19 protein-coding genes are annotated in these 19,617 nt (G+C 67.1%); 9 read left to right on the top strand and 10 right to left on the bottom strand.

What is annotated here, in order from left to right:
* Nucleotides 1–27 precede the first annotated feature (27 nt).
* Nucleotides 28–2,184 (bottom strand): phosphate acetyltransferase, encoded by a 2,157-nt coding sequence (pta, locus tag MRBLMD1_RS00845; RefSeq protein WP_364396566.1) that lies wholly within the window; start codon nucleotides 2,182–2,184, stop codon nucleotides 28–30.
* A 268-nt stretch (nucleotides 2,185–2,452) separates the two neighbouring features.
* Between pta and MRBLMD1_RS00840 the strand changes: the two genes are divergently transcribed.
* The 5 genes from MRBLMD1_RS00840 to MRBLMD1_RS00820 all read left to right on the top strand — a co-directional run bounded on the left by MRBLMD1_RS00840 (nucleotide 2,453) and on the right by MRBLMD1_RS00820 (nucleotide 6,595).
* Entirely contained in the window at nucleotides 2,453–2,929 is a 477-nt protein-coding gene (locus tag MRBLMD1_RS00840; RefSeq protein ID WP_159630898.1) for a hotdog fold thioesterase, read from the top strand.
* A gap of 7 nt (nucleotides 2,930–2,936) precedes the next feature.
* Nucleotides 2,937–4,313, top strand: coding sequence for a phenylacetate--CoA ligase PaaK (gene paaK, locus MRBLMD1_RS00835; protein ID WP_201302390.1), 1,377 nt, complete (start codon nucleotides 2,937–2,939; stop codon nucleotides 4,311–4,313).
* Between the two features lie 97 nt (nucleotides 4,314–4,410).
* Nucleotides 4,411–5,043 (top strand): TetR/AcrR family transcriptional regulator, encoded by a 633-nt coding sequence (locus MRBLMD1_RS00830; RefSeq protein ID WP_364396563.1) that lies wholly within the window; start codon nucleotides 4,411–4,413, stop codon nucleotides 5,041–5,043.
* A 103-nt stretch (nucleotides 5,044–5,146) separates the two neighbouring features.
* The gene (locus tag MRBLMD1_RS00825; protein WP_364396560.1) at nucleotides 5,147–6,277 is read left to right on the top strand and encodes a S1C family serine protease; all 1,131 of its coding nucleotides are present in this window, start codon (nucleotides 5,147–5,149) and stop codon (nucleotides 6,275–6,277) included.
* Between the two features lie 12 nt (nucleotides 6,278–6,289).
* Nucleotides 6,290–6,595, top strand: coding sequence for a hypothetical protein (locus tag MRBLMD1_RS00820; protein ID WP_364396557.1), 306 nt, complete (start codon nucleotides 6,290–6,292; stop codon nucleotides 6,593–6,595).
* Between the two features lie 93 nt (nucleotides 6,596–6,688).
* On the opposite strand, the gene MRBLMD1_RS00815 is transcribed toward MRBLMD1_RS00820, so the two are convergent.
* Together MRBLMD1_RS00815 and paaZ are read right to left on the bottom strand one after the other, a co-directional pair.
* Entirely contained in the window at nucleotides 6,689–7,084 is a 396-nt protein-coding gene (locus tag MRBLMD1_RS00815) for a VOC family protein (RefSeq protein WP_364396554.1), read from the bottom strand.
* Between the two features lie 212 nt (nucleotides 7,085–7,296).
* Nucleotides 7,297–9,408: a phenylacetic acid degradation bifunctional protein PaaZ gene (gene paaZ / locus MRBLMD1_RS00810; protein ID WP_364396551.1), complete on the bottom strand. Its 2,112-nt coding sequence runs from the start codon at nucleotides 9,406–9,408 to the stop codon at nucleotides 7,297–7,299.
* Nucleotides 9,409–9,550: 142 nt separating this feature from the next.
* On the opposite strand from paaZ, the gene MRBLMD1_RS00805 reads away from it, so the two are divergent.
* Both MRBLMD1_RS00805 and MRBLMD1_RS00800 read left to right on the top strand, forming a co-directional pair.
* On the top strand, nucleotides 9,551–9,985 hold the full coding sequence (locus tag MRBLMD1_RS00805) for a PaaI family thioesterase (protein WP_159630886.1): 435 nt from the start codon (nucleotides 9,551–9,553) through the stop codon (nucleotides 9,983–9,985).
* Between the two features lie 99 nt (nucleotides 9,986–10,084).
* Nucleotides 10,085–10,792, top strand: a complete 708-nt coding sequence (locus tag MRBLMD1_RS00800; RefSeq protein ID WP_364396548.1) for a DUF4397 domain-containing protein — start codon at nucleotides 10,085–10,087, stop codon at nucleotides 10,790–10,792.
* An 80-nt stretch (nucleotides 10,793–10,872) separates the two neighbouring features.
* Here MRBLMD1_RS00800 and MRBLMD1_RS00795 read toward each other — a convergent pair whose 3' ends face one another.
* Entirely contained in the window at nucleotides 10,873–13,071 is a 2,199-nt protein-coding gene (locus tag MRBLMD1_RS00795; protein WP_364396545.1) for a peptidase, read from the bottom strand.
* A gap of 96 nt (nucleotides 13,072–13,167) precedes the next feature.
* Nucleotides 13,168–13,887, bottom strand: coding sequence for a tyrosine-protein phosphatase (locus MRBLMD1_RS00790; RefSeq protein ID WP_159630880.1), 720 nt, complete (start codon nucleotides 13,885–13,887; stop codon nucleotides 13,168–13,170).
* A 176-nt stretch (nucleotides 13,888–14,063) separates the two neighbouring features.
* Between MRBLMD1_RS00790 and MRBLMD1_RS00785 the strand changes: the two genes are divergently transcribed.
* Complete coding sequence (locus tag MRBLMD1_RS00785) at nucleotides 14,064–14,900, top strand: SGNH/GDSL hydrolase family protein (protein ID WP_364396542.1); 837 nt, start codon at nucleotides 14,064–14,066, stop codon at nucleotides 14,898–14,900.
* Here the strand turns inward: MRBLMD1_RS00785 and MRBLMD1_RS00780 are convergent.
* Nucleotides 14,885–15,541, bottom strand: coding sequence for a GNAT family N-acetyltransferase (locus MRBLMD1_RS00780; protein ID WP_364396539.1), 657 nt, complete (start codon nucleotides 15,539–15,541; stop codon nucleotides 14,885–14,887). The genes MRBLMD1_RS00785 and MRBLMD1_RS00780 overlap by 16 nt on opposite strands.
* A gap of 74 nt (nucleotides 15,542–15,615) precedes the next feature.
* On the opposite strand from MRBLMD1_RS00780, the gene MRBLMD1_RS00775 reads away from it, so the two are divergent.
* Nucleotides 15,616–15,849: a DUF6480 family protein gene (locus tag MRBLMD1_RS00775; protein WP_307489107.1), complete on the top strand. Its 234-nt coding sequence runs from the start codon at nucleotides 15,616–15,618 to the stop codon at nucleotides 15,847–15,849.
* 24 nt (nucleotides 15,850–15,873) lie between these two features.
* Here MRBLMD1_RS00775 and MRBLMD1_RS00770 read toward each other — a convergent pair whose 3' ends face one another.
* The 4 genes from MRBLMD1_RS00770 to MRBLMD1_RS00755 all read right to left on the bottom strand — a co-directional run bounded on the left by MRBLMD1_RS00770 (nucleotide 15,874) and on the right by MRBLMD1_RS00755 (nucleotide 19,575).
* Nucleotides 15,874–16,746 carry a 3-hydroxyacyl-CoA dehydrogenase family protein gene (locus MRBLMD1_RS00770; protein WP_364396536.1) on the bottom strand — a complete coding sequence of 291 codons (873 nt, stop codon included), beginning with the start codon at nucleotides 16,744–16,746 and terminating at the stop codon, nucleotides 15,874–15,876.
* A 3-nt stretch (nucleotides 16,747–16,749) separates the two neighbouring features.
* Nucleotides 16,750–17,556, bottom strand: coding sequence for an enoyl-CoA hydratase/isomerase family protein (locus MRBLMD1_RS00765; protein ID WP_364396533.1), 807 nt, complete (start codon nucleotides 17,554–17,556; stop codon nucleotides 16,750–16,752).
* The gene (locus MRBLMD1_RS00760) at nucleotides 17,556–18,782 is read right to left on the bottom strand and encodes a thiolase family protein (protein WP_364396530.1); all 1,227 of its coding nucleotides are present in this window, start codon (nucleotides 18,780–18,782) and stop codon (nucleotides 17,556–17,558) included. The genes MRBLMD1_RS00765 and MRBLMD1_RS00760 overlap by 1 nt, the downstream gene beginning before the upstream one ends.
* Nucleotides 18,783–18,900: 118 nt before the next feature.
* A complete protein-coding gene (locus MRBLMD1_RS00755) occupies nucleotides 18,901–19,575 on the bottom strand; it encodes a pentapeptide repeat-containing protein (protein WP_364396527.1) in 675 nt (224 codons plus the stop codon).
* Nucleotides 19,576–19,617 lie beyond the last annotated feature (42 nt).

Raw genomic sequence — 19,617 nt, 5'->3', positions numbered from 1 at the left:
CCGGCGTCGTCCTATTTGCCTGGTCTCCTATGAGGCCGGTGCCTCCGCCGTGGCTTCCGCCTGCGCTGGGGACTGTATTTGCGCTGGAGCCTGCGCTGGGGCCTGTGTTTGCGCTGGGGACTGGGCCTGGATGGCCGTGATGGCCACCGTGTTCACGATGTCCTCAACCGTGCAGCCGCGGGAGAGGTCGTTGACCGGTTTCCGCAGCCCCTGCAGGACCGGCCCCACCGCCACGGCCCCGGAGCTCTGCTGCACGGCCTTGTACGTGTTGTTGCCGGTGTTCAGGTCCGGGAAGATGAACACCGTGGCCTGGCCGGCCACGGAGGAACCCGGCATCTTGGACGCGGCGATGGAGGCGTCCACGGCGGCGTCGTACTGGATGGGGCCTTCCACGGCGAGGTCCGGGCGGCGCTCGCGCACCAGTTCGGTGGCCTGCCGCACCTCGTCCACGGCCTCGCCCGCGCCGGAGCCGCCGGTGGAGTAGGACAGCATGGCCACCCGCGGTTCCACCCCAAATTGGGCGGCCGTCTCGGCCGAGGCCAGGGCAATGTCGGCCAGCTGCTCCACGTTCGGGTCCGGATTGACGGCGCAGTCGCCGTAAACCAGCACCCGGTCCGGCATCAGCATCAGGAACACCGAGGACACGATCTTCACGCCCTCGCGCGTCTTCACGAACTCCAGGGCCGGCCGGATGGTGTGCGCGGTGGTGTGGGCGGCGCCGGACACCATCCCGTCCACCACACCCAGCTGGACCATCATGGTGCCGAAGTAGCTGACGTCCTGCATGATCTCCAGCGCCTTGGGCAGGTCCACGCCCTTGTGCGCCCTCAGCTCCGCGTACTTCTCGGCGAACTTCAGCCGCAGGTCGGAGGTGGCGGGGTCGATGACAGTGATGCCGGACAGGTCGATGCCGTTGGCGGCTGCCAGCTCCCGGACGTCGGACTCCGGGCCCAGGAGCGTCAGGTCGCAGACGTCGCGGCGGTGCAGGATCTCGGCGGCCCGCAGGATCCTTACGTCCGTCCCCTCCGGGAGCACCACGTGGCGGCGCTGGGCCCGGGCCCGCTCGATCAGGTCGTGCAGGAACCGCAGCGGCGTCATCCGTTCCGCCCGCGGCAAATGCAGCCGCTCCACCAGTTCGGCCTCGTCCACCCGGCGGGACCAGAGGCCCAGCGCGGAGGCCACCTTGCGCCGGTGCCCCGACCAGATTTCGCTGCGCACCTCTGACACCCGGCGGGCCGTCTGGTAGGTGTCCTCGTCCGCGGCAAAGACAGGGAACGGCGCCTGCGCCAGGAGCGGGTAGATGTTGGCGTCCGGGGCCAGGCCACCGGTGAGGATAAGCGCCGACGCCACCGGAAATTCGCGCGAGAAGGACGAGGCCAGGCACGCCACCATCACGTCCGCCCGGTCCCCCGGCACGATCACCAGGGCGCCCTCGTCCAGCACGTTCAGGAAGTTGCCCACGTTCATCGCGGCAACCTTGATGTCCTTGACGTCCCGCTCCATGTCCGGCGTTCCCGCGATCTGGCGGACGCCCAGCGCCGCAGCCACTTCCCCGGTGGTGGGGCGGGCGATCTCCTCCAGCTCCGGCAGGATGTACACCGGGCGGCCGGAAGCGCCGGGTTTCAGGGCAGCCGCGATGGCGTCCAGGTCGCTGGCGCTGGCCCTGTTCACCATGATGGCCAGCAGCGCACACCGTTCGGCGGCCAGTTCCTTGCGGGCAACTTCAACGGCGGCAGCGGTCTCAGGGACGGTCCGCCCCTTGGCGCCCACCACGGCCACAACGGGCGTGGCCAAGTTGTTCGCCAGTCGGGCGTTGAGGTCGAACTCGACGGCGGAGTCCTGGCCCACCAGGTCAGTGCCCTCCACGATCACCACGTCGCAGTGGCGCGCGATGTCGGCGAAAATCTCCACGCACCGGGCATCAATTTCCGCCCGGTTTCCTTCCGCGAGGAGAGTGCGGACCTCGTCGTAGGTCAGGCCGCCGCGGCATCGCTCGTCATCCAGGGCGAACCGGGCCTTCATCAGGGCCACCATGGGGTCATCGGCAGCCGAGGGCCCGTGGACCACCGGTTTGAAGAAGCCGATCCTGTCCGCGTGCCGGTGCAGGGTGTCCGCCAGGCCAAGGGCCACAAGGGACTTGCCCGAGCCGGGGGTGGTTGCGCTGACATAGATGCCTTTGGCCATGGTCCGCCCTTTGCTGTTCTTGCTGGTGCCGGTACCCCCATCCTTGCACCTCGCGGCTCTGCGCGGGGCGCCTGACCCGGCGTCGACTGCTCCGTAACTGCCGTTTTGAGCGCTGAAAAAGGCAGTTACGGAGCAATCGATGAAGGGGCGCCCCGGCCGCGCAAAGTGTGTCCCGGCGTCGCGCCTTATCCCGCCTCCCCTTGACACCGGACCCCCTCATGGGATTACCTAATGAACATTCGGTAAATAAAGCTGGAGGCAATGACGCATGGCTGAAACGACACTTTCCGGGGCCACCCACCCCATCCTGGAAAACGACTACGCCTCCGAATGGATGGGGATTGAGGTCCTCGCCCTCAGCGACGGCCACGCCACCATCCGGATGACGCTCCGGCAGGAAATGCTCAACGGCTTCGGCATGGCCCACGGCGGAATGATCTTCGCCTTCGGCGACACCGCCTTCGCTCTCGCGTGCAACCCCATCCACCCTGCACCCGGCGAGGAAGGCACCATCACCGTCGCTTCCGGCGTCGACATCAACTTCCTCAAGCCCGCCTTCCGGGGCCAGGTGCTCACCGCAGTGGCCGACCGCCGCTCCAGCGCCGGCCGCAGCGGCCTGTACGACATCCAGATCTTCGCCGCCGACGCCGCTGCGCCGGCCGCCGAAGGCCAGCCCAGTTCCAGCACCCCGGGCGAGCTCATCGCCGAGTTCCGCGGACGCAGCCGCACCATCCCCAAGAAGTAGGAAAATCATGACCCTGCATGCCCCCGAAACCCCCGCCGCTGCCGTTTCCACCCAGGACACCGCTGCCGGAATCGACCCTGGCCTGGACCGCGAGGAAACCATCTCCCGCGACGAGCTCGAAGCCCTCCAGCTCAGCCGGCTGCAACACACCGTGGCCTACGCCTACGAGCGGGTCCCGCTGTACAAGCGCAAGTTCGACGAGGCCGGCATCCACCCCAACGACCTGCGTGAACTCGAGGACCTGGGCAACTTCCCCTTCACCACCAAGGACGACCTGCGGGAGGAATACCCGTTCGGCATGTTCGCGGTGCCGCAGAATGAAGTGGCCCGGATCCACGCCAGCTCCGGCACCACCGGCCGGCCCACCGTCGTCGGCTACACCAAGCAGGACCTGGCCGACTGGGCCAAGCTGGTGGCCCGCAGCTTCCGCGCCTCCGGCATCCGCCCCGGCATGAAGGTCCACAACGCCTACGGCTATGGCCTGTTCACCGGCGGCCTGGGCGCCCACGCCGGCGCGGAAGCCCTGGGCTGCACCGTGATCCCCATGTCTGGCGGCCAGACCGAACGCCAGATCCAGCTGATCCAGGACTTCAAGCCGGACGCCATCCTGGCCACACCCACCTACCTGCTCACCATCGCCGACGCCATGGCGCACATGGGCATCGACCCCGCCTCCACCTCCCTGAAGTTCGCCGTGCTCGGCGCCGAGCCGTGGACCCAGGAGATGCGGCACGAGCTCGAGGTCATGATGAACATCAAGGCGTGCGACATCTACGGCCTGTCCGAGGTCATGGGCCCGGGTGTCGCCGGCGAGTCCGTGGAAACCCAGGACGGCAGCCACATCTGGGAGGACCACTTCCGCCCCGAAATCATCGACGCCTTCAACCCCGTGGCGGGCAAGGAGAACGTCCTGCGCGACGGCGAGCACGGCGAGCTGGTCTTCACCTCGCTCACCAAGGAAGCGCTGCCGATCATCCGCTACCGCACCAAGGACCTCACCCGCCTGCTGCCCGGCAGCGCCCGTCCGGCGCACCGCCGGATGGGCCGCATCACCGGCCGCAGCGACGACATGATCATCCTGCGCGGCGTGAACCTGTTCCCGTCCCAGATCGAGGAAATCGCCCTCCGCATCCCCGAGCTGAGCCCGCACTTCCAACTCGAACTGACCCGCCCGGAAGGGCAGCGGATGGACCAGCTGACGGTCCGGATCGAACGGCGCGACGCGGTCACCGTTGAGCAGAGCACGACGGCGGCACGCACCCTGAAGGAGCAGATCAAGATCCACGTGGGTTCTTCGTGCACCGTGAACGTGGTGGAGCCGGGCTCGCTGGAGCGGTCCAACGGCAAACTGCGCCGCATCTACGACATGCGGCCGAAGGCATAACGGAAGATGCCGCCGGGCACAGCCGATGCCGGCCGGGCTGCGGCCCGGCCGGCGCCGGCTCCCGGACCGACCGACCGTTCGTGAGAAACTAGCCACTATGCCCAGCACCACCGAAACTTCCAGCCCCGGCTCAGCCAACGGAACAGCAAAGCGCGGCCGCCCCGGCTACGACCAGCAGTCCGTGCTGCGCATCGCCGTCGACGTCTTCAACCGCCATGGCTACGACGCCACCTCGATGGGGATCCTGGCGGACAACCTGGGCATCTCCAAGTCCGCCATCTACCACCACGTGCCGTCCAAGGGCGACCTCCTCAAGCTTGCCCTTGACCACGCCCTGGGCGGCCTTGAGGCCATCCTCGAGCAGCCGGAGGCCACTTCAGGGGCTGCCGACGCCCGACTGGAGTTCGTGCTCCGGCAGACGGTGGCCGTGCTGGTGGACCGCCTGCCATTCGTCACCCTGCTGCTGCGACTGCGGGGCAACACGGAAATTGAACGGGACGCCCTGGAACGCCGCCGGACCTTCGACCACAAAGTGGCCGTACTGATTTCCGCCGCGCGCGATGAGGGCTCGCTCCGCCAGGACATCGATCCCCGGACCGTCACCCGTCTCCTGTTCGGCATGATCAACTCGATCGTGGAGTGGTACAAACCGGGCGGCTCCCTCTCCCCGCAGCGACTGGCCGACGACGTCATCACCATGGCGTTCGACGGCCTCCATGCGGACGTGTAGGCCGCGCATCCACGGGCCCGCGGGCAACTAATAAGCGTGCTTGGTATTTGGCGGGCTCCCCGGCTACGGTGGTAGAAAGCCATCGTCCGCAGGGAGGTCCTGAATGAGCCAGGCCAATGATCCACGGCGTTCATGCCGGCCCCCGACAGTACTCGCGGGCGGACTCCTGACCGCAGCCCTGGCACTTAGCGGCTGCACCGGCTCGCCTGCTCCCCCAACCCCTGGCACCTCCTCCCCAGGCCAGCCATCGCCGTCGGCCCCGGCCTCCGGGACTTCCGCTTCGGCAGCGCCAACCGCCGGCGCAGGCCCGGACTCCGGAACCGCAGCCGGCAACCTGCCCCAGCTCGTGGAAAACCTCTCCCCATCAGTGGTCACCATCTTCACCCAGGGCGGCCTGGGCAGCGGCGTGGTCTACTCCGCCGACGGACTGATCCTCACCAACGAGCACGTGGTCCGGGGCGCAACCACCGTGGAGGTCGGATTTGCCGACGGGCAGCGCGTGGAAGGGACAGTCAAAGCAAGCGACGCCGTGACGGATCTGGCCCTGGTGCAGGCCAAGCGCACCGGCCTGCCGAAACCCACGTACCAAAGCACCCTGCCCAAGGTAGGCGAAGGCGCACTGGTCCTGGGTTCCCCGCTCGGATTCGAGAACACGGCCACCGCAGGCATCATTTCCGGGCTGCACCGTTCCATTCCAGGCTCCGCATCCAACAGCCTCTCCCTGGTGGACCTCATCCAGACGGACGCACCCATCAGCCCCGGCAACTCCGGCGGTGCCGTGATCAACATGCGCGGCGAGGTGATCGGCATCAGCGAGGCGTACATCCCGCCGTCAGCCGGGGCGGTCTCCCTTGGCTTCGCCATCCCGGCCGCCACCGCAGTAGACGTGGCGGAGGAACTGCTGGCCAACGGCACCGCCAAGCACGCCTACCTGGGCCTCACCCCGGGCGAACTGACGGCCCAGATCGCCGCCCAGCTGGGCATCCAGGGAGGATCCGGAGTGGTGGTCCTCGCCGCGGACACGGACGGCCCGGCAGGCAAGGCAGGAATCCGCCCCGGGGACGTCCTGCAGTCCATGGAGGGCGTTGAGCTCACCACGCCCGAAAAGCTCCTGGCGGAACTGCGCAAGCGTAACCCCGGCGACACCGTAGGCTTCAAGGTCAAGCGGGGCGACCAAAACCTGGATATCAAGGTTGACCTCACCGACCGGCCTGCCACTACAACCACCCGATAGGAAGGAAGAAACATGAGCCACCCCAAGGAAGAACCGGACCCAGGATACATCGTCCCAGACCCGTCCAAGCTCCGTGAGGACATTCCCGGCGACGCCGGCGACGAGGCCAACGCGATCCGCTTCAGCGAGGAGCAGGCCCTGATCGAGGAACAGTCGCACGGCATCCGCCCCGACACCTACAGCGTTCCGGCAGGCGGCCCCACCATGGACGAGGCCCGCGGCAACATGGACCTCTCCGACCGCAGCGAAGACGGCCGCGGCACCGGACGCGAGGATGACAGCAGCGACGACGGCCTGCACGGCGGCGCCGAAAGCTGACCTCCGGACAGAGACAAGCAGCAGGGGTGCCCCGATCCGACCCGGGCACCCCTGCTGCTGTGTTTAACGGCGGAGCCGCGTTTGCCGACAGGCCTAGACCTGGTACTCCAGCTTCCCGCTCAGGTTCTCGTGGACGCACAGAATGTTGTGCTCGGTGTCCATGAACCACGCGCACTTTTCCGAGCCGGTAGTGCAGATATGGTTCTCCGTCTTGAGGTTGGGCAGGTCGTAGTCCTGGAAAATGACGCCCCGTGCCTCCATGTCACGGACGGTTTCCTCGATATCGGCGACCTCAAAGCTCAGCGCGGTATGGTACGAGTGCCTGCCATCCGAGACCGGCATCAGCTGCAGCAGCGGACCGCCGTCGGCGCCGAGCAGTTCGCTTCCGTCCTCCGTTTTGCCACGGTGCGGGAGTCCCAGCTTTTCCGTGTAGAAACTGCGGGCGCGGGCTGGGTCATCAACCGGCAGGATGGTTGTGGCTGTGTTCATTCTCAGGGTCATTGGGCCACCTCCTACGGGCAGAATCTTACGCCCGGCAGGCCCAAAAAGAACCGCCCTCAAACGCCCCATCACTTCCCGCCCACCAAACCCAAACGCCCCATCACTTCCCGCCCACCAAACCCAAATGCCCCATCACTTTCCTCAGGGAAGTGATGGGGCGTTTGGGAAAAACCGGCAGGAAGTGATGGGGCGTTAGGGGTTTACTTCTCGACCAGGGTGAGGACGTCGTAGGTGGCCACGATCTCGTCGTTCTGGTTGGTGAGGACGGCGTCCCAGGCCACCTCGCCGTATTCGTCGGTTTCGCGCGGGGTGATCTTCTTGGCGGTGAGGGTCACCCGGATGGAATCGCCGGCGGCAACCGGGTTGATGAAGCGAAGGTTCTCCAGGCCGTAGTTGGCCAGGACAGGGCCCGGTGCAGGCTCCACGAACAACCCGGCGGCCCAGCTCAGCAGCAGGTAGCCGTGCGCCACGATGCCCGGGAAGAACGGATTGGCTTCCGCTGCTTCCTGGTTGGTGTGGGCGTAGAACGTGTCCCCGGTGGAGTTGGCGAACGCGCTGATGTCCTCCAGGGTGACCTGCCGCAGGTCGGAACGGACGGCGTCGCCGATCCGCAGGGTGGACAGGTGCTTCCGGAACGGATGCGCGCCCTCGGTCTCCACGGTGAAGTTGCGGTCGGCCCCGGTGTGCCACACACCGGTGACCGCGGTGAGCATGTTCGGGGAGCCCTGGATGGCGGTCCGCTGCATGTGGTGCAGCACGGACCGGATGCCGCCCAGTTCCTCGCCGCCGCCCGCGCGTCCGGGGCCGCCGTGGACCAGGTGGGGAACGGGTGAGCCGTGGCCGGTGGAGGACCGGGCGTCCTCGCGGTTCAGCATCAGCACGCGGCCGTGGTGCGCGGCGATGCCGGTGACCAGTTCACGGGCAACGTCCGGATCGTTGGTGCAGACGGAGGCCACCAGCGATCCGCCACCGCGGGCGGCGAGGCGGACGGCGTCCGCCAGGTCCTTGTAGCCGATGACGGAGGACACCGGCCCGAATGCCTCCAGCGAGTGGATGGCTTCAGCTTCGGGGTTGTCCCAGTTCAGGACCACGGGAGCCATGAAGGCCCCACCGTCCACTACCCCGGTGGTTCCGTCGGCGGAGGTGACCGACGGCGAATCGAGCGTTCCGTACGCCAGCTCACCGCCGGCGTCGAGCATTGACTGCACGGCAGCGCGGACGTCCTCCAGCTGTTCCACCGACGCAAGGGCGCCCATGGTGACGCCTTCGCCGCGGGGGTCACCCAGGACCACGCGCTCGGCGATGCGCTTGCCGATGGCTGCTGAGACGGCGGACACCAGCTGCTGCGGCACGATGGCCCGGCGGATGGCGGTGCATTTCTGTCCTGCCTTGACGGTCATCTCGGTGACCACGGACTTGACGAAGGCGTCGAATTCCGGGGTCCCCTCCACGGCGTCAGGGCCCAGGATGGCGGCGTTCAGGGAGTCGGTCTCGGACGTGAACCGGACGCCGCCCTCCACCACGTTCGGGTGGGACTTGAGGGACTTGGCCGTGGAGGCGGACCCGGTGAACGCCACCAGGTCGCGGTAATCCAGTACATCCAGGAGCCCGCGGACGGAACCGGAGATGAGCTGCAGCGACCCCTTGGGCAGGATGTTGGACTCAACGATGGCCTTGACCACGGCGGCGGCAACATAGCCAGTGGGGGTGGCCGGCTTGACGATGGTGGGGACGCCTGCCAGGAAGGCGGGGGCAAACTTCTCCAGCATGCCCCAGACCGGAAAGTTGAAGGCGTTGATCTGAACCGCGACGCCGGGGATGCGGGTGTAAATGTGTTCGCCGGCGAAGGAACCGTCCTTGGACAGCACCTCCATGGGGCCGTCCACCACCACCTGGGAGTTGGGCAGCTCGCGCCGGCCCTTGGAGCCGAAGGTGAAGAGGACGCCGATGCCGCCGTCGATGTCCACCATGGAGTCGATCTTGGTGGCGCCGGTCTGGAATGAGAAGTTGTAGAAGTGCTCACGGCGGGCGTTGAGGTACTGCGCCAGCTCCTTGAGCTTGAGGGCGCGCTGGTGGAAGGTCAGCTTGCCGAGTTCAGTCTGGCCGGTGGTGCGGCCGTACTCCACGACGGCGGCGAGGTCCAGGCCTTCCGTGCTCACCTTGGCCAGGACCTCCCCCGTGCTCGCATCCCGGACGGGGACCGCGGAAGCCGAGGAGCCGGCGTCGGGCGTCCACCATGCGTCCATGACGAAGCTGGGCACTGTCTCCACGGTGTCGACCGTGGCCTGGGGAGCTGTGGCTGTGGTGGTCATCGTTGACGGTCCTTCCAACAAGGGGGCAGGCAAACAGGGCGGCCATTACTGACCGTCCGTTCGGTAATATATTCACCATACATGAAGTGCCGTGCTGCACACTAGAAGGCCAGGACCGAATTGGCCACCCAAAGGAGAACGCATGAACGCCCCGTCGCCCCAGGATGCTTCCGATAACCAGCATGAGCTCTGGAAAATCACCCTCGGGGAGCTGGACGAGAAGATGGGCGTAAAAATCCTGGAGGAGTCGGTGGAGCGCGTGGTGGCCACCATGCCCGTGGAGGGCAACCGGCAGTCGTTTGGGCTGCTGCACGGCGGCGCCTCGCTGGCCGTGGGCGAGGCGGTGGGGTCCTGGGCGGCCGTCATCCACGCGAGCACCATGGGCAAGACGGCGGTGGGCGTTGACGTTTCCGCCACGCACCACCGTTCCGCACGCGAGGGCCAGGTGACCATTACCGCCACGCCCATCCACCTGGGCGGGACGCTGACCACGCACGAGGTGCTCATCACCAACGAGGCCGGCCAGCGGCTGTGCACGCTGCGCATCACCAACCTGCTGATGAAGCGAAAAAACTGAAAAAAATCCCCGGCTGTGCATCCATGGGCGGCCTTCCAGAGGTATTAAGCGTGTCAGCATCACCAGCCCGGATACCGGGCATCCCCCAAGGAGTTCGACATGCGCAAAATAACCTACGCCGCCGGAGCACTTTCCCTAGCTGCTTCACTGGCCTTCGCCGCTCCCGCCCAGGCCGGCAACTGGCACCACGATGACGACCCCGCCCTGCTGTCCGTCCTGCACGGGGTACCCGGCCTGACTGTGGATGTCTGGGTGAACGGCGAGCTCACCCTTGATGACTTCACGCCCGGCACCCTGGCCGGACCGCTGGAACTGGCCGCCGGCGATTACCAGATCGCCATCACCGCTTCGGACGCCACCAGCGCCGACAATCCGGTGATCGGCCCGGTGGATGTGCAGCTCGACGAGGGCCGCAATTACACGGCAGTGGCGCACCTTGACGCCGGCGGAGCCCCCACGGCGACCCTCTTCACCAACGACACCAAGGCCCCCGGCAATGACACGAAGGGCAAGCTGACGGTCCGGCACGTCGCCGCAGCGCCCGCGGTGGACGTACTGGCCGGCGGAACCGCCGTAATTGAAGGCCTCAGCAACCCGGACGAGGCAACCCTGAAGCTGAAGGCCGGCACGGTTTCAGCCTCGGTGGCAGCGGCAGGGACCACCGACCCCGTGATCGGCCCTGCTGACATCACCGTCGAAGCCGGGAAGAACACCATCGTCTACGCCTGGGGAAGCCTGGCGGACGGCACGCTGGACGTGGCTGTCCAGGTGGTTGACGGCAAAGAGAGGTGCGGCGGGCGCCACTGAGGCTACCGCAACCGGGAGGCGCGAAGCGCCATTTCCTCGGCATCGCTACGGGCCGGTCCTTGTAGGCCGGCCCGTAGCGGCTACCGCGAAGGCCGCCGGTTCCGCCGGCGAACAAGCACCGTCAGCAGAATCCCGACGGCGAGGACGCCCTCGGCAGCAGCCGCTGCGGGGATGAGCCCGGCTGATCCCGTGTAGGCCAGGCCGCCGCCGGCGCGATCACCGTTTCCGCCCGTGTTGGCAAGGCCCGCAGGAGCGCTGGGAGCGGGGCTGGTTGCCGGCGGAAGTACGACGACGGGACTCGCCGACGGCGGGGCAGGCGACGGGTCTGCGGGGGCCGGGTCGGTCGCGGCCGGGGTGATCGGGTCGGTCGCGGCCGGGGCGGGTGTGGCCGGGGCAATGTTGCCTGGTGCGGGGCTTGCCGGTGGCTCAGTCGGTGCCGGGCTTGCCGGCGGGGCGGCCGGTGCCGCTGCAGCGGACGCAAACTCAAAGCTGTTGGCACCCGACCGGCTGTACCCGTTCACGGTTTCTGCCGTGAAGCGCAGCGTGTCCGTACCCTGCGGCGCCGTGAAACTCCATGTCCCGTCATTATGCACGGGCACCTCGAACGGTTCCTTAGCCTGGAACGTGACCCGGACCGTGGATCCGGCGGCGACCGCAGATGCCGGAGCAGCGGGAACCTGGCCGCTGATCACCTGGCCCGGCTGGTAGGCCTTCCCGGGTGCGGGGGCCGTGACGGCAGGCTTGTTGAGGAATACTTCCAGCTGGTAGCCGGGCAGCACGGCAAGGGCATCCTCCAGGGTGGCTGCAATGGCCCGCGTCTGGACGCCGTTCTGGCTTTCGGCACCGGTGTGCGTACCAACGGCAAAGTTGCCGCTGATCCACGGGCCGCCGGAGTCGCCGCCCGCCGACGTGACCGTCGATGAATCGAAGGCACGGACCGGCCGGAGGTCGTTATCGTAGTTGGGCGGAACACTCTTTTGGCCCGGCATCATCCAGATGCCCACCGCATCCACCGTGCCGCACTTCCAGCCGGACGTCCGTCCGGACCTGCAGACGTCCTGGCCCTGGAAGGGCGCTATGGTTCCCACGATCCTGACAGGATCGGGCGTCCTGGAGTTGCCCCAGGTAGTGGTGGAAGGCTCAGGGTTCACGGAAGGCGCGATGTCCTGGATGACGGCGATGTCGGTCCCAGCCACGGATCCGTCTGCCGCTGCCGAGTTCCCGGGGCCGCCGAACTGGCTGAACCCGAAGCTGCCCAGGGGTGACAGCGGAGGCAACGGCTGAGGCGTCAGGGCGCCGGGCCCGCTCGCGGGCGCCCACCCGGGAGGTTCCACTGACGCCTGCCGCGCCAATCCATCCCTGGCACAGTGTCCGGCGGTCAGGACGAGCGGCAGCCCGGCCGGACTGAACGCGCTGAAACCGGCTGAACAGATGGCGGCGCTGTCCACGTAGTATCCCTGGCCGCCGAGGAGGTCCCCCTCGGTCTTGAGGGAAGCACCCTTCTCCAGTTTCACGTTGGCGTACCGCGCAACGAACTGTGCCGGCGTCATTTTGCCGGTTCCGAACGGCTGGCCGGCGGAAGGAACCGGGTCCGGCTGGTTGCCCGGGGTCCCGGACTCTGCGATGTTGACGGACCCGGCCCGGATGACGAAATGACCGTCGGTGTAGGCAACCGCCTGGAGGCCCTGGGTGCCAACGTCGCGGACGTAGGCCTTGTACAGCTGGTCGAGGTCGGCTGCGACCAGCCCGTTCGCCGGCGGAGGTGTGTCCTTGACCGCCGGGGAGGCGGTGGGGACAGCCGGCGTGGCCGGGAGGGTGACCGTCGGGGGAACCAGTACAAAGGCGGCCGGGCCGGAGCGGTTCAGTTCATCCACCGCGGCCTGAAGCTCCGGACCGTCGCCTTCCACCCTGATGTTGCCGGCTTTCAGGCTGATGCCAACGAAGCCAGGCAAAGCCCGAAGGGTGGGCGCGGCGCCGGCGGCCCGCCGGCCGAGTTCACCGGCAGCATTGAATTCGGCCACGCTGATGCCAAGATCCCGGCGAAGCGCTTCAGCAAGGCCTGCCTCGGAGGGTCCACCCGCGTTGACAGGAGCAGTCGGGGCGCCGGAAACCGCCTCGTTGCCCGTAGCCGTGCCGGCGGCGCCGGAGCCCTGGGGCGCAGGAGCCACCATGGGGCTGCTAGTTGTGGCCGGCGCCGGAACAGCCACTGCGGGGCCGGCAGCCAACCCGGACGACAGCACTACGGCGGCTATGGCTCCTGTCGCGGAGATTCTCTTCATGGGGGTTCGCCGTTCCACTCATCCGCGCCTGCGTGCAGGCGCCCTGCGACCGCGGCCGCCGACATCAAATATCAACAGCCACATCAGTAACTTAGGTCACAAGGGTATCTTTCGGCATGCCAAGGCGGAAACGGAATCCAGCTCCGCTTCCCGCAACCCGTGCGCCAGGAGATAGCCACGGGTTCCGAGGTCACGGACAAATGACACCACCGCGAGCCCGCGCCGTTCCAGCAGGGGCTCAAGCTCCGGCCCGGTCAGGTACCGCTCCCGGCCGTGCGGCGGACCATGGGTGCGGTAGCGCTCGTTGATCCCGCGGGCCGCCCGCCGGTAGCCCTCGGCAATAGCCTCGTCCGAGTCACCAGCCAGGTCCTGGACCATGGCCGCGATCAAACCGCTCCGGTCACGGCCGGCGGCGCAGTGCAGCACCACATCCCCTTTGGGCGCGGCGAGGGCAATGGCCCGGAAGACGCCCACCAGTTTTTCCGGGAAAAGGCGCGCATTCTCGGCGTAGTGCGCGGGGTCGTTCAGGTAGGGACCGGTGACGGCGGTAAACCGCGGATCCTCCGGTTCCTCCGTGGGTGCCTGCACCACGTCGATGCCCGCCCAGGCCGCGGCCGGCACCTCGGGGTCATTGCTCCGGCGCCGCGCCTCAACTGCGTTGCGGAGATCGACGACGGTGCGGACGCCGTCGTCGAACGCCTCTTTCCACCCCGCTGCGGTGAGCCATTCGCGGCGTCCCATCCGGTAAATGCCGCCCGAAATGCGCCATGCGTTTACAGCTCCATCCCAGTCCACGGACGTGCCCTTCTTGCTCATCCGCACAGCTAACCACACGCCCCTGAACGGCGCACTGCACAGCAACGGACATTTCACCAGGGCACAAAGGCCTGCTGACCGCCGCGCAGGGTGGCAATACTGTGGCACCTACGTACCTGCTCGCGGTGTCCAATGAGGTCATTGTTCAAAGAGGTAACTGTTCAAAGGGGAAATTCATGGCAAGTCCAGCATTACAGCGGCGCCGTCCGGCTTTCGCAGCCGCCCTCGCAGCCCTGGCAATCACCGCCGGCATGGCAGCGGCCCCGGCCCAGGCTGTGGACAAAGAGAAATACATTGCCCTGGGGGATTCCTATGCCGCCGGACAAGGGGCCGGTCCCTACCTGGACAGCTGCTATCGCAGCGACAACGCCTATTCCGAGCTGGCAGACGTGGATAAAACCGTCCAGCTGGTGGTCAATGCTGCGTGCAGCGGGAAGACCACCTGGGATGTGGTGAACACCCAGCTTCGCCAGCTGAACAAGAGCACGGAACTGGTGACCATTACGGCGGGAGGCAACAACCTGGGCTTCGGCCAGATCATTACCTCCTGCGGTGCTGCGCTTTCTGATCCCGCGGCCGCCCCTGCCTGCGACGCGGCTACGTCCGCCGCCGCGGCAATGATCGGGAGCGGGCAGCTCACCCGCGATGTCATCTCGATGATCCAGAGTGTCAAGGCCGCAGCCCCCAATGCCCGGATCGTTGTCACGGGATACCCGTACCTCTACGATCCGGTGGCCCCGAACCCCGCGGATCCACTGTCCCTGTTCATCAACCAGGCCACCCTTCTGGCGGACGGCCTGGACGCCTCCATCGCAGCGGCCGCCGCTGCCACCGGGGCGCAATACGTCGATGTCAGGGCCGCGTTTGCCGGGCACGGCGTCAACTCCGCAGATCCCTGGATCAACCTGGACCTTGCCAACCCCGCAAGTCCGGACAACTTCCATCCCAACGCCGCGGGCTACCAGGCCTACTTCGCTGCGCTGAGCAGTTCGGGCGTCTACTCCGCTCCCTGAGCACGGTCAGCGCCCGGGGTGCGTTCCGCATCCTGGGCGCGGCGGCCCAGCCGGTATTCCAGCCCGGCGCGGACGGCAGGCCATTCGTGCTCCAGGATGGAGAACACCACCGTGTCCCGGAGGGTTCCATCGCTGGTCCGTGAATGGCTGCGGAGCACACCGTCCTGCTTGGCGCCCAACCGGGCAATGGCTTCCCGCGACTGGTGGTTCAGCCAGTGCGTGCGGAACTCCACGGCGGGGCAGCCCAGCGCCTCGAAGGCATGCCGGAGCAGCAGGAGCTTGGAGTCGGGGTTGGTCCCTGTCCCCTGCACCGAGGCCGCATTCCACGTGGATCCGATTTCCACGCGGGGTGTGGCGGCGTCGATATTCATGTACGTGGTCATGCCGATGATGCGGCCCGGGCCACCTGTGCCCGGATCAATCAGCCGGGTGGTGAAGGGCAGCATGGATCCCTGCTCCTGCAGGGTGAGGCGGCGCCTGATCTCCGCCGCCATGGCGTCCGGCGCGGGCACGGACGTGTACCAGAGCTTCCAGAGTTCGCCGTCGCTGGCTGCGGCCAGCAGGCCGTCGTGGTGTTCCTCCGCGAGCGGCTGCAGGATTACGTGGCGGCCGGTCAGGGTAAGGGGTTCAAGGAAAGTCACTGCACCAGCCTAGGCCCGCGGGCCGCGCGGGTTACGCTGGGGCAAGCACCACGACGTCGAGCGAGGGAGTTATTGTGTCAGGAACCAACCCGGATCCCGAGGACGACAAGATCACCGGCCTGGAGCCTGGCGGCGGGGTTCCGCCGGGCGAAACCCCGCCGGGGGAAGCCTCCACCGCCGGCCCTCAGGGCCACGAGGAGCGCGGCACCGGGAAGGGCACCCAGTTCCTGTGGATCGGCATCATCGGCGTCGTAGTCGTGCTGTGCCTGCTGTATTTCATCGGCTACATCGTGGGCTTCTTCGACTAGGCCCGCTTCCGGACGGCAGGCAGCCTAGCTGGGCCAGTCGAAGAAGCCCTTGCCGGTTTTGCGTCCGAGTTCTCCGCGGGCCACTTTGTCCTTGAGGATCTGCGGGGGTGCAAACCTATCGCCAAGGGTGGAGTGGAGGTATTCGGCGATTCCCAGGCGTACGTCCAGGCCCACAATATCCGTGGTTTTGAGCGGGCCGGTCGGGTGTTTGTAGCCCAGGACCATGGCATTGTCGATGTCCTCAGCGGAGGCCACTCCTTCCTCCACCATCCGCATGGCTTCCAGTGCGATGGCCACGCCCAGGCGTGAGGAGGCAAAGCCGGGGGCGTCATTGACCACGACGGCGGTCTTGCCGAGTGCCTCCACCCAGGTTTTCGCCGAGGCAGCAAGTTCGGGAGACGTGCGCTCCCCCAGCACCACCTCGATAAGGGTGGATGCCGGCACGGGGTTGAAGAAGTGCAGGCCCAGGAAGTTCTCCGGCCGCTTCAGTTCACGGGCCAGGCCGTTGACGGACAGCGATGACGTGTTGGACGCCATGAAGGCATCCTCCGCCAGCCGTTCCTCGATGCCGCGCAGCGCGGTGACTTTCAGGTCCCAGTCTTCGGGCACTGCTTCCACCACCAGCTGGCGGTCCTTGAACGCGTCGTAGTCGGTGCTGACGGTCAGCCGGGTCACCAGTTCTTCGAAGTTGGCATCCACCGCCCCGCGTTCAATGCTTTTCAAGGCTGCGGACTCCACCCGTTCCTGGGCAGCTTCGGCGGAGACGTCGTCGCGCTCCACCACCAACACGTTGGCGCCCTTGATCAGGAAGGCGTGGGCGATGCCCGCGCCCATGCGGCCGCCGCCCAGCACGCCGACGAGGGAGGGAAGGCCGGGGGCTACTGATGAATTACTCATGGTCTACTTTCCATCGGCGGGGTTGGCGGAGGCGGCTGCCTTCTTCGCTGCATTGCGGTCCAGGAACGCCTGCATCCGGTCGAATTTGGCCTGCGACTCGAAGAGGATGCCCTGGGCCAGCTGGTCGATCAGCGGGTGCGCTTCCGCGGGGGCGTGGAATACGGATTTGGTGATGCGGACGGCCAGCGGGTCCTGCCGCCCGATCCTGTTGGCCAGGCTGTGGGCAGCCTCCAGGAGTTCTGCCGGATCGTGGATTTCCGTGATGAGGTTGGCCGCTTTGGCTTCTTCGGCGCCAAGGACCAGCCCGGCCAGCAGGATCTGCTTGGCCAGCGGCTCGCCGACGAGTTCCCTGAGCCGCCAGCTGGCACCGGCCGCCGCAAGGATTCCGAGCCCTGTTTCCGGGTTGCCGATCCGCACGTTGGGGGTGCCGATGCGGAAGTCCGCGGCGTAGGCGAGTTCCGCGCCGCCGCCCAGGCAGTAGCCGTCCAGGGCCGCGATGACCGGCATGGGCAGCTTGGCGATCCGGACGAAGATGGTGGAGTTGATGCCCTGCAGTGCATCGTCGCGGCGGCGTTCGCGCAGCTGGGCAATATCGGCGCCGGAAGCGAAGACCCCGTCCACGCCGGCGATGATCAGTACCTTGGGGTTCTGTTCCAGGGCCGCGCAGACAGTGTGGAGTTCGTCCACCATCTGCTGGTCGATCGCGTTCTTCACCTGGGGACGGTTGAGCAGCACCACCACCCGGTCCTCGCGCTCCTCCACCAGGAGCGCGGAGAAGTTTTCTGCCGCCAGGTCCACCGCGGCCGCCATCAGATTTTCTCCAGCAGCATCGCCGTGCCCTGGCCTACGCCAATGCACATGGTGGCCAGGCCGATTTTCGCGTCTTCGCGTTCCATCCGTCCCAGCAGGGTGATGGCGATCCGTGATCCGCTGGAACCCAGCGGGTGCCCCAGGGCGATCGCGCCGCCGTCGCGGTTCACGATCTCCGGTTCCAGTCCAAGCCGGCGGATGCAGGCCAGGGACTGCGTGGCAAAGGCTTCATTGAGTTCGACGGCGGACAGGTCGCCGACGCTCAGGCCGCTCCGCTTGAGCACCTTCTGGGTGGCGGGGACCGGGCCGATGCCCATGATCTCGGGCTCGCAGCCGGCAGAGACGCCGTCGATGATGCGGGCACGGGGGGTAAGGCCCAGCCGCTCGATGGCTGCTTCCGAGGCGATGATGATGGCGGAGGCGCCATCATTCAGGGACGAGGAGTTCCCGGCCGTCACCACGGAACCGCCGTGCGCCACGGGCTTGAGCTTGGCGAGCACGTCCATGCTGGTACCGGCGCGCGGGCCCTCGTCGGTGTCCACCACGGTCTCTGACTTGCGGGTCTTGACCGTGACGGGCACGATTTCGTCCTTGAACCGGCCGGCCTCGATGGCGTCCAGGGCAAGCTGGTGGGACCGGACGGCGAATGCGTCAGCGTCCTCACGGGAGATGCCGTCCACCCGGGCTACTTCCTCCGCCGTTTCCGGCATGGAGTAGGTCATCTTGCCGTCCCGGGACAGGCCGCCGTGCTGGAAGTGGGGATTGGTGAACCGCCAGCCGATGGAGGTGTCGAAGATCTGGCCCGGCTTGGCGAACGCAGCAGTAGGCTTCTCCTGGACCCAAGGGGCGCGGCTCATGGACTCCACGCCGCCGGCGATGACGATGTCAGCGGCTCCGGCCTTGATCATGTGGCTGGCCTGAATGATGGCACTGAGGCCGGAAGCGCAGAGCCGGTTGACCGTGATTCCCGGAATATGCAGGGGCAGCCCGGCCAGCAGGGTGGCCATGCGGGCCACGTTCCGGTTTTCCTCCCCCGCGCCGTTCGCGTTGCCCAGGATGACTTCGTCGATGCTCTCAGGATCCAGGCCGGCGCGTTCCACGGCTTCCCGGACGACAAGGGCCGCAAGATCATCCGGCCGGACGGAGGACAAGGCGCCCCCATACCTGCCTACGGGCGTTCGGACCCCACCAACAAGGAAAGCCTGCGGACCTGCGGTTGCAGCCATGGAAACACCCTTCACGCGATAAACAGCAGTGTCATCGGCGGCCGGCGCAGCGACATTTCCCACTTACCGACCGTTCGTTCTGTAAATGGTACACGGGCAGCCCCGGCCGCGCATCCGGTTACAGGACCCTCACCCCAAGATGCGCAGCGATCAGCGGCGCCAGGAGCCCCAACTGATACTCATCGATCACGAGCCCGGACAGGCTGCCAAGGCCGCTGACCCGGCGGAACTCCGTGCCCCTGATGTCGAAGTCCTTCAGCCTGGCACCCGTGAGGTCAAGTGATCCAACGGTGCAGTCTTCCAACCGCACGCGGGTGGCGCCGGCACCCCCCAGGTCCAGTTCGTTGATGATGCACCCACTGATGAGCACGTCCGCGAGCTTGGCGCCGCGGAGGTTGAGGTAGTCCAGCTTGCCGCCATCGATCCGAACGGACTGCCAGCCGCTTTCATACAGTTCAGCCGAGCCCAGGCGCGGGTTGCGAAGCTCCACGTCGCGCCAGATACTGCGGGCACCCTGGAAGACCGGCGCATACGCCTCCGCCAGGAGGCAGTCACGGAACGAGGTGCCGCGGAGCTGCGCCTCATTGAAAGAGGCAGCATCGAACCGGCACTCGGCGAATACGGCCTCACCCAGGTCAAGGCCATCCAGGGCGGCGCGGTTGAACCGCAGGTTTTCGTACCGGTCCCCGCGGCGGAATACCGGATCCTGCAGTTCTTCGAGATCCTGCAGTTCCACGGCGGAAAGCCGGGGCGGGGCCACCTTGGCCGCCGCCGTGCCACGTCCTTTATCCATAGGCCGAGCCTAGTGCCGCTGCAGCCAGCCGGCCGCAACTGC

The sequence above is a fragment of the Pseudarthrobacter sp. LMD1-1-1.1 genome, assembly GCF_040676255.1.
GTDB lineage: Bacteria > Actinomycetota > Actinomycetes > Actinomycetales > Micrococcaceae > Arthrobacter.
The sequence above is the reverse complement of the archived record's forward strand: the minus strand, read 5'-3'. Positions and strand labels throughout refer to the sequence as shown.